This is a genomic window from Stenotrophomonas sp. S41 (assembly GCF_016624625.1).
Classification (GTDB): domain Bacteria; phylum Pseudomonadota; class Gammaproteobacteria; order Xanthomonadales; family Xanthomonadaceae; genus Stenotrophomonas.
The window spans coordinates 1-8,446 of the sequence record NZ_JACVTV010000152.1 but is presented as its reverse complement, the minus strand read 5'-3'; the positions used below and the strand labels follow the sequence as shown (position 1 = coordinate 8,446).

The window sequence follows — 8,446 nt, the reverse complement described above, 5'->3', positions numbered from 1 at the left end:
ACCTCCGGCGTGACAGGCCAGCATTCTAACCAGCTGAACTACCGCTCCACACTTGAACTTTTACTGCGGTGCTGTGGTGGGTGCTGAGGGTTTCGAACCCCCGACCCTCTCCGTGTAAAGGAGACGCTCTACCGCTGAGCTAAGCACCCCAGCGAGCCGCTTAGTTTACAGCATCCTTCAGGGCCTTACCAGCCTTGAACGACGGATTCTTCGAAGCAGCGATCTTGATGGTGTCGCCGGTCTTCGGGTTGCGGCCGGTGCGGGCAGCACGGTCGCGGACCTGGAAGGTACCGAAGCCAACCAGGGTGACCGCATCGCCGTCCTTCAGCGCCTTGGTTACGGCAGCAACGACGGCATCGACAGCGCGGCTGGACTCGGCCTTGGTCAGGTCGGCGGCTTCAGCAACGGCATCGATCAATTCGGTCTTGTTCATTCTGTACAACTCCTTTGGCGGTGGGTTCCGCTTATTCGACAGGGAAGCAACCGCACGCGATGCGCGCACGGCCGCCATGTGGAAACTGTTCGCCGAATTCAGCGATCGCCAGACTGCGATCACTCATTCGCGGGTGCTGCTTTTATACCAGCGCCCCTACCCCCACGCAAGGTGGAAAGCCAGCAACGACGCGGGTTTCAGGCATTTCGACCGCGCGCGTCAATGCTTGACGCGCGCGTTTCCACTCGGTTTGGCCTTGCTGCGCACCGTGACGCGCTGCGCACTCTTGCGCGCCTTCTTCGGTGCCAGCGGACGCTCCAGCGCCAGGTCCAGCACTTCCTCGATGTACTTCACCGGCACGATCTGCAGGTCGCGGGTGACGTTGGCCGGGATGTCGGCCAGGTCCTTGCGGTTCTCCTCGGGAATGATGACCGTGCGGATACCGCCACGCAGTGCCGCCAGCAGCTTTTCCTTCAGACCACCGATGGCGGTGACGCGACCGCGCAGGGTGATCTCACCGGTCATCGCCACGTCGGCACGCACCGGCACCTTGCTCAGCATCGACACCAGCGAGGTGACCATCGCCGCGCCGGCACTGGGGCCGTCCTTCGGCGTGGCGCCATCGGGCACGTGCACGTGCACGTCGTGCTTCTGCAGAAAGTCCGCATCGATGCCGAAACCAACGGCGCGCGAACGCACCACCGACAGCGCCGCCGATGCCGATTCCTTCATCACGTTGCCGAGCTGGCCGGTCAGGATCAGCTGGCCCTTGCCCGGTACCAGGGTCGATTCGATCTGCAGCAGGTCGCCGCCCACTTCGGTCCAGGCCAGGCCGGTGACCAGGCCGATTTCGTTGGCTTCCTCGGCGCGGCCGAAATCGAAGCGACGCACGCCCAGGTACTTGTCCAGGTTCTTGCTGGTGACGCTGACCAGGGCCTTGGACTTCTTCGCGCCCTTCTTCGCCTTCACCGGCTGCGGGCCGGCCAGCGCGATCTCCTTCACCACCTTGCGGCAGATCTTGGCGATCTCGCGTTCCAGGTTGCGCACGCCGGATTCGCGCGTGTAGTAACGCACGATGTCCTGGATGGCATCGCTGCCGATTTCCAGTTCTTCCGGCTTCAGGCCATTGGCCTTGATCTGCTTCGGCGACAGGTAACGGGTGGCGATGTTGAGCTTCTCATCCTCGGTGTAGCCGGGGATGCGGATCACTTCCATGCGGTCCAGCAGCGGGCCCGGGATGTTGAGCGAGTTGGAGGTCGCCACGAACATCACTTCGGACAGGTCCAGGTCCACTTCCAGGTAGTGGTCGTTGAACGCGTTGTTCTGCTCCGGGTCGAGCACTTCCAGCAGCGCCGAGGACGGATCGCCACGGAAGTCCATCGACATCTTGTCGATCTCATCGAGCACGAACAGCGCGTTCTTGCTGCCCACCTTGTTGAGGTTCTGCACGATGCGGCCCGGCATCGAACCGACGTAGGTACGGCGGTGGCCACGGATCTCGGCCTCGTCGCGCACGCCGCCCAGCGACATGCGCACGAACTTGCGGTTGGTGGCCTTGGCGATGGACTGACCCAGCGAGGTCTTGCCCACGCCCGGCGGACCGACCAGGCACAGGATCGGGCCCTTCATCTGCTTCACGCGCGACTGCACCGCCAGATATTCCAGGATGCGGTCCTTGACCTTGTCCAGGCCGTAGTGGTCGGCGTCGAGGGTGTCCTGCGCGGCCTTCAGGTCCTTGCGCACCTTGGTGCGCTTCTTCCACGGCACGCCCAGCAGCCACTCCAGGTAGTTGCGCACGACGGCCGCTTCGGCCGACATCGGCGACATCTGCTTGAGCTTGTTCAGCTCATTGCGCGCCTTGGTTTCCACCGGCTTGGGCATGCCGGCTTCGGCGATCTTGCGGGCCAGCTCTTCCAGCTCGCCCGGCGCGTCGTCGAGGTCACCCAGTTCTTTCTGGATGGCCTTCATCTGTTCGTTGAGGTAGTACTCGCGCTGGCTCTTTTCCATCTGCGACTTCACGCGGCCGCGGATGCGCTTTTCCATCTGCTGCACGTCGATCTCGCCGTCGACCAGGCCGACCAGCATCTCCAGGCGCTCGCCCACGGCCAGCGTTTCCAGCAGGCGCTGCTTGTCGGCCAGGCGAACGCTGATGTGCGCGGCGATGGTGTCGGCCAGGCGCGCCGGCTCGTCGATGCCGGCCAGGGTCTGCAGCAGCTCCGGCGGCAGCTTGCGGTTGGTCTTGACGTACTGCTCGAACAGCGACATCAGCGAGCGGGCGATGGCCTCGATCTCGCGCGGTTCGCGCGGATCGGCCGCGTCGATTTCCACGGCCTGGCCGTGCAGCGAGCCATCACGCTCGTCGACGTGGGTGACCTGCACGCGCGACAGGCCTTCGACCAGCACCTTGATGGTGCCGTCGGGCAGCTTCAGCAGCTGCAGCACCTGCGCCAGCGTACCGACCTGGTAGAGGTCGGCCGCATGCGGGTCGTCGGTCTCGGCCGACTTCTGCGCCAGCAGCAGGATGCGCTTGTCTGCCTCCATTGCCTGTTCGAGCGCGTGCATGGACTTGTCACGGCCGACGAACAGCGGGATGACCATGTGCGGGAACACCACTACGTCGCGCAGCGGCAGGACCGGCAGGTCGAGGGTTTCACTTGGGGAACGGGCCATGGGGGCTCCAGGGAAGGGGAAAACCGTCTCCGGGAGGGCATCTTCCGGAGACAAAAAAAGCCGATGGCCCCGTTATGGGGCCATCGGCTTTCAGATGCAAGGCGTTCGTTGAAAATCCTTTCAAATCAAAAACTTGAAAGGATCACTCGGCGCCTGCGGCCTTCTGTTCAGGGGCCACCGGGGTCTGGTAGATCAGGTACGGCTCGGACTTGTGCTCGATCACCGATTCATCCACGACCACCTTGCTGACGTTTTCCTGCGAGGGAAGGTCGTACATGGTGTCCAGCAGGACCGATTCGACGATGGTGCGCAGGCCACGCGCGCCGGTCTTGCGCTTGAGCGCCTTCCTGGCGATGGCCGACAGCGCGTCCGGACGGAACTCGAGCTCGACGTTCTCCATCTCGAACAGCTTCTTGAACTGCTTGGTGATGGCGTTCTTCGGCTCGGTCAGGATCTTGATCAGGGCCGGCTCGTCCAGCTCCTCCAGGGTCGCCACCACCGGCAGGCGGCCGACGAACTCGGGGATCAGGCCGAACTTGATCAGGTCTTCCGGCTCGACTTCAGCCAGCACCTTGCCCACTTCCACCTTGCGCTCGGCACTCTTCACCTTGGCGCCGAAGCCGATGCCGCCGGCGTCGTTGGAACGCTGCTGGATCACCTTGTCCAGGCCGGCAAACGCGCCGCCACAGATGAACAGGATGTTCTTGGTGTCCACCTGCAGGAATTCCTGCTGCGGGTGCTTGCGGCCGCCCTGCGGCGGAACGCTGGCCACGGTGCCTTCGATCAGCTTCAGCAGGGCCTGCTGGACGCCTTCGCCGGACACATCGCGGGTGATCGACGGGTTCTCGCTCTTGCGCGAGATCTTGTCGATTTCATCGATGTAGACGATGCCCTGCTGTGCCTTCTCGACGTCGTAGTCGCACTTCTGCAGCAGCTTCTGGATGATGTTCTCCACGTCCTCGCCCACGTAACCGGCTTCGGTCAGCGTGGTGGCGTCGGCCATGGTGAACGGCACGTTGAGCAGGCGGGCCAGAGTTTCGGCCAGCAGCGTCTTGCCCGAACCGGTCGGGCCGACCAGCAGGATGTTCGACTTGGCCAGTTCGACCTCATCGTTCTTCTGCCGGCTCTCGATGCGCTTGTAGTGGTTGTAGACGGCCACGGCCAGGGTGCGCTTGGCCCGGTTCTGGCCAATCACGTACTGGTCGAGCACCTCGAGGATCTCGCGCGGCTTGGGCAGCGAACTGCGCGCCGACTGCGCCTTTTCCTCGAGTTCTTCACGGATGATGTCGTTGCACAGCTCCACGCATTCATCGCAGATGAACACGCTCGGACCCGCAATAAGCTTGCGCACTTCATGCTGGCTCTTTCCACAGAAAGAGCAGTAGAGGATCTTGCCGGTGTCCGTGGAACGACCTTGGCGGTCTTCGCTCATGCTTCGCTTACCCAGTTACCCCACCCGCTGAACGGGGGTTCGATTCGAGAATAGCACAGGGCCGGAGGGACGACAGTCCCGGTCCGACCCTGCAGGAACGGGGCCTCCCTGGCCCCGTGCAGGCCGATCAACCGGCCTGGATCGACTCTTCCGGACGACGCTCCAGCACCTGGTCGACCAGGCCATAGGCCACCGAGTCGACCGCGCTCTTGAAGTTGTCGCGCTCGGTGTCGCGGGCGATCGTTTCCAGCGACTGGCCGGTGTGCTTGGCCAGCACTTCGTTCAGGCGCGAACGCAGGGTCAGGATTTCACGGGCATGGATGTCGATGTCCGTGGCCTGGCCCTGGAAGCCGCCCAGCGGCTGGTGGATCATCACGCGCGAGTTCGGCAGCGCATAACGCTTGCCGGCAGCGCCCGAGGCCAGCAGCAGGGCGCCCATCGAGGCGGCCTGGCCGACGCAGATGGTGCTCACGTCCGGCTTGATGTACTGCATGGTGTCGTAGATCGCCATGCCGGCGGTGACCACGCCACCCGGCGAGTTGATATAGATGCTGATGTCCTTTTCCGGGTTTTCCGCTTCCAGGAACAGCAGCTGCGCCACCACCACGTTGGCCATGTGATCGTCGATCGGGCCCACGAGGAAGATCAGGCGCTCCTTCAACAGGCGCGAATAGATGTCGTAGGCACGCTCGCCGCGGCTGGTCTGCTCGACCACCATGGGAACCATGTTCAGGGCTTTGGTCCGGTTGTCCATTTCGTGAGGTACCTGTCTTGGGGGGAAACACCCCCGCGCCAGGGCAGGCGCGGGGTATGGGGAGATCCGCCCCGTATTACTGGCGGATCGCGTCCTGGAACGACAGCTTTTCTTCGGTGTGCTGGGCGCGCTCGGCGATCCAGTCGATCACCTGCTCTTCCATCACACGGTTCTGCAGACCAGACATCAGCTGGGGGTCGTTGCGGTACATCTCAATGACCTGTTCCGGCTCTTCGTAGGTCGAAGCGATCAGACGCATCGTTTCATTCAGGCGCTTGGGTTCCAGGCGCAGGTCGTTGGTGCGGGCAACTTCGCCCACCACCAGGCCGACCAGCACGCGCTTGGCGGCGGCGTCCTTGAAGCCTTCGTGGGCATCGGCCGGGATTTCACCGACGTTCTGGCCGTTGCGGCGGGCCTGCTCGACCTGCTGGCCCAGCATGGCGCGGGCTTCGTTCTCGACCAGGCGCGGCGGCATTTCCACCGACGAATAGGCGGCGATCAGCTGCTCGCCCACTTCGCGGCGCAGGCGGTTCATCAGGGCGCCCTTCAGCTCGCGCTCCAGGTTGGCGCGGATGTCGCTGCGGAACTGCTCGACGTCGCCGCCCTTCACGCCGAAGCTCTTGATGAAGGCTTCATCGACGGCCGGCACGACCGGCTCGGACAGCTCGACGACCTTGACGGTGACCTGCACGGTCTTGCCAGCCAGCACCGGCACGCGCCAGTCAGCCGGGAACTCGACGTCCAGGGTCTTTTCTTCACCCTTGGCCAGGCCGACCAGACCCTTTTCGATGGTTTCGAACATCATGCCCTGGCCGAGCACGATCGAACCCTTCTCGGTGCCTTCAGCCGGCAGGCGCTCTTCGCCGGCCTGCGACCAGGTTTCCAGCGCGACCAGGTCGCCGTCCTGCGCGCCACGGGAGACCGGGGCCCAGGTACGACGCTGGTTCTGCAGGTTCTCGATCATCTGGTCGATGTCGGCGTCGGTGATTTCAGCGGTGTGGCGCACCACGGTCAGCTTGCTGACGTCGATGTCGCCGAAGTCCGGCACCACTTCCACGGTGGCGACGAAGGAGAATTCACCCTCTTCGCCCTTGTCGATGCGCGGGCTGCCGACGATGCGCAGGTCGTGCTCACGCACGGCGGCATCGAAGGTTTCGCGCAGCAGGCCGTCCAGCGCCTCGCCACGGACCTGCGCGCCGAAGCGCTGCTCGATCACCTTGGCCGGCACCTTGCCCGGGCGGAAGCCCTTGATGCGGGTGGTACGGGCGATTTCGCCCAGGCGGCCGTTGATGTGGCTCTGCAGACGGTCTTCCGGCAGCGAGAAGCTCAGGCGGCGTTCCAGGTTGCCGATGGTTTCGATCGAAGCTTGCATGTTGACTCCTGCCACCGGTGGCCCACGCCCCCGGCTCGATGATTGGGATGAAACGGTTGTAAGGACACGACGTCTGGGACGCGCCTGCTTGCCGCAGCCCTTTAGTTTCGCCCAATTCGGCCTGCACTGCCAGCGCGTGGCGGTCAAGGGTCCGTCGGCGGCCCGATCAGGGCGGAGACAGGCCGGCACTGGTGCGAAAGGGGGGACTCGAACCCCCACGCCTTGCGACACTGGAACCTAAATCCAGGGCGTCTACCAATTCCGCCACTTTCGCGTGGCCGGCACAGAGGTTCATTGTCGCAGGCGGGGCTGGAAAGCGAAAGGCATGACAAAGCTGAATGCGAATTCCCACGCATTTCGCGCAGACTCGCCGGATTGCCCCGGCTGGACGTCCCGATGGAGCACATCAGCACTGCCCCGCCCTCCCCGCGCACCTGGATCGCCGGGTGGAAGGCCGCCGCCTGGCTTTTGGGCCTGGCCGTGGCCGGCCACTTCCTGTGGGTTACCGCACAGCGCTATGTGCAGGTGACGCCGGAGGCCTACGGCATGTTCTGGGACCGGCGCAGCTGGCTGTGGCTGCACGTCGCCGGTGGCAGCCTGGCCATGCTGGCCGGGGCCAGCCAGTTCGTGGCGGCGTTGCGCCGGCGCTGGCCCGCCCTGCACCGCTGGCTGGGACGCACCTACCTGCTGGGCATCCTGATTGGCAGCACCGCCGTGGTCGGGCTGCTGGTCACCACCCAGGGCTGGCTGGCACTGAAACTCGCGTTTGCCGCCACCGGTCTTGCCTGGCTGATCACCTCTTTGCGCGGCTACCGCACGATCCGCCGTGGCAACATCGACGCGCACCGGCGCTGGATGCTGCGCAGCTACCTGGTGACGCTGTCACCCGCCGTGTTTCGCCTGTTCCTGCTGGTACCGGCACTGATGCAGCTGGCGTCGCCGCTGGTGATGGTGCCCAGCCTGCTGGTGCTCAGCTGGGCGCTGCCACTGCTGGCCTACGAAAGCGGACGACGCCTGCGCAGCGTTCGCACGTCGTTCGCAAGGGCCCGGATGGCCTGAACCACGCCGGGCCCGGCAGGCTCAGTGCGCGGGTTCGGCCGGCTGCGCGGGTTCGGTCGCCGCTGGCGCATCGGTCGCATCGACCTTGCGCAGCTGCACCGACGACCCATCGTCCGCGCGGGTGATCTCGACCGCCTCGGTCGTCCCACCGTTCTCCGAAGGCGTCGCCGGCTGCGCCGCCATGCTCGCCGTATCGGCATCACGCGGCACGGTCTGCGCGTGGTCGTCTGTGGTCGATGGCGACTCACCGGCCTTGCAGCCCACCAATGCGAGCAGCAGCACGCCTGACACGATCAGCCCTGCATTCCTCTTCATTGCAATCATCAAGACTCACTCCACATGCATGCGCTTCTGGCGCGGAACACCCATTGGGAGTGATGCGAAGCGCGGCCGGTGAGATGCAGCGCACAGCATTGAAAACACTGATGACGCATGTAACCCAGTTTTAAGCATCGCTTCAGTAGATCCACGCCATGCGTGGATATGACGCGCCGATTGATCAGTAGATCCACGCCATGCGTGGATGCGTCCCGACCACGCGAATCGCCCGATCGCAGGCAAGAAAAAAGCCACTTGGCGATGGTAGATCCACGCCATGCGTGGATGCGCAGCTGCGGCGGATCGCTGGACCGCAGGCAAGAAAAAAGCCACTTGGCGGACCAAGTGGCTTTCGTCTGGTGGGCTGTCAAGGATTCGAACCTTGGACCTATTGATTAAGAGTCAACT

Annotated in this window: 7 protein-coding genes and 2 tRNA genes; 1 reads left to right on the top strand and 8 read right to left on the bottom strand. The window is 64.2% G+C overall.

Going from position 1 to position 8,446, the window contains the following annotated elements; genetic code table 11:
- Positions 1 to 74: 74 nt before the first annotated feature.
- The 7 genes from IAE56_RS19820 to IAE56_RS19790 form a co-directional block, all read right to left on the bottom strand.
- Positions 75 to 149, bottom strand: a tRNA-Val gene (locus tag IAE56_RS19820).
- Positions 150 to 160: 11 nt separating this feature from the next.
- Positions 161 to 433, bottom strand: a complete 273-nt coding sequence (locus IAE56_RS19815) for an HU family DNA-binding protein (protein WP_004146343.1) — start codon at positions 431 to 433, stop codon at positions 161 to 163.
- Between the two features lie 219 nt (positions 434 to 652).
- Positions 653 to 3,103, bottom strand: a complete 2,451-nt coding sequence (gene lon / locus IAE56_RS19810) for an endopeptidase La (protein ID WP_108767956.1) — start codon at positions 3,101 to 3,103, stop codon at positions 653 to 655.
- A 142-nt stretch (positions 3,104 to 3,245) separates the two neighbouring features.
- On the bottom strand, positions 3,246 to 4,535 hold the full coding sequence (gene clpX, locus IAE56_RS19805) for an ATP-dependent Clp protease ATP-binding subunit ClpX (protein ID WP_079220812.1): 1,290 nt from the start codon (positions 4,533 to 4,535) through the stop codon (positions 3,246 to 3,248).
- 127 nt (positions 4,536 to 4,662) lie between these two features.
- Positions 4,663 to 5,289: an ATP-dependent Clp endopeptidase proteolytic subunit ClpP gene (gene clpP, locus IAE56_RS19800; protein WP_079220811.1), complete on the bottom strand. Its 627-nt coding sequence runs from the start codon at positions 5,287 to 5,289 to the stop codon at positions 4,663 to 4,665.
- Between the two features lie 76 nt (positions 5,290 to 5,365).
- Complete coding sequence (tig, locus tag IAE56_RS19795) at positions 5,366 to 6,661, bottom strand: trigger factor (RefSeq protein ID WP_200753704.1); 1,296 nt, start codon at positions 6,659 to 6,661, stop codon at positions 5,366 to 5,368.
- 189 nt (positions 6,662 to 6,850) lie between these two features.
- Positions 6,851 to 6,935, bottom strand: a tRNA-Leu gene (locus IAE56_RS19790).
- Between the two features lie 122 nt (positions 6,936 to 7,057).
- Here IAE56_RS19790 and IAE56_RS19785 point away from each other — a divergent pair.
- Positions 7,058 to 7,720, top strand: coding sequence for a DUF2306 domain-containing protein (locus IAE56_RS19785; protein ID WP_200753703.1), 663 nt, complete (start codon positions 7,058 to 7,060; stop codon positions 7,718 to 7,720).
- Positions 7,721 to 7,741: 21 nt separating this feature from the next.
- Here IAE56_RS19785 and IAE56_RS19780 read toward each other — a convergent pair whose 3' ends face one another.
- A complete protein-coding gene (locus IAE56_RS19780) occupies positions 7,742 to 8,035 on the bottom strand; it encodes a hypothetical protein (RefSeq protein ID WP_200753702.1) in 294 nt (97 codons plus the stop codon).
- Between the last annotated feature and the right edge of the window lie 411 nt (positions 8,036 to 8,446).

Excerpts from the sequence above, each read along its gene's own strand:
- IAE56_RS19815 (WP_004146343.1), bottom strand. The coding sequence starts at position 433 with ATGAACAAGACCGAATTGATCGATGCCGTTGCTGAAGCCGCCGACCTG.
- lon (WP_108767956.1), bottom strand. The coding sequence starts at position 3,103 with ATGGCCCGTTCCCCAAGTGAAACCCTCGACCTGCCGGTCCTGCCGCTG.
- clpX (WP_079220812.1), bottom strand. The coding sequence starts at position 4,535 with ATGAGCGAAGACCGCCAAGGTCGTTCCACGGACACCGGCAAGATCCTC.
- clpP (WP_079220811.1), bottom strand. The coding sequence starts at position 5,289 with ATGGACAACCGGACCAAAGCCCTGAACATGGTTCCCATGGTGGTCGAG.
- tig (WP_200753704.1), bottom strand. The coding sequence starts at position 6,661 with ATGCAAGCTTCGATCGAAACCATCGGCAACCTGGAACGCCGCCTGAGC.
- IAE56_RS19785 (WP_200753703.1), top strand. The coding sequence starts at position 7,058 with ATGGAGCACATCAGCACTGCCCCGCCCTCCCCGCGCACCTGGATCGCC.
- IAE56_RS19780 (WP_200753702.1), bottom strand. The coding sequence starts at position 8,035 with ATGAAGAGGAATGCAGGGCTGATCGTGTCAGGCGTGCTGCTGCTCGCA.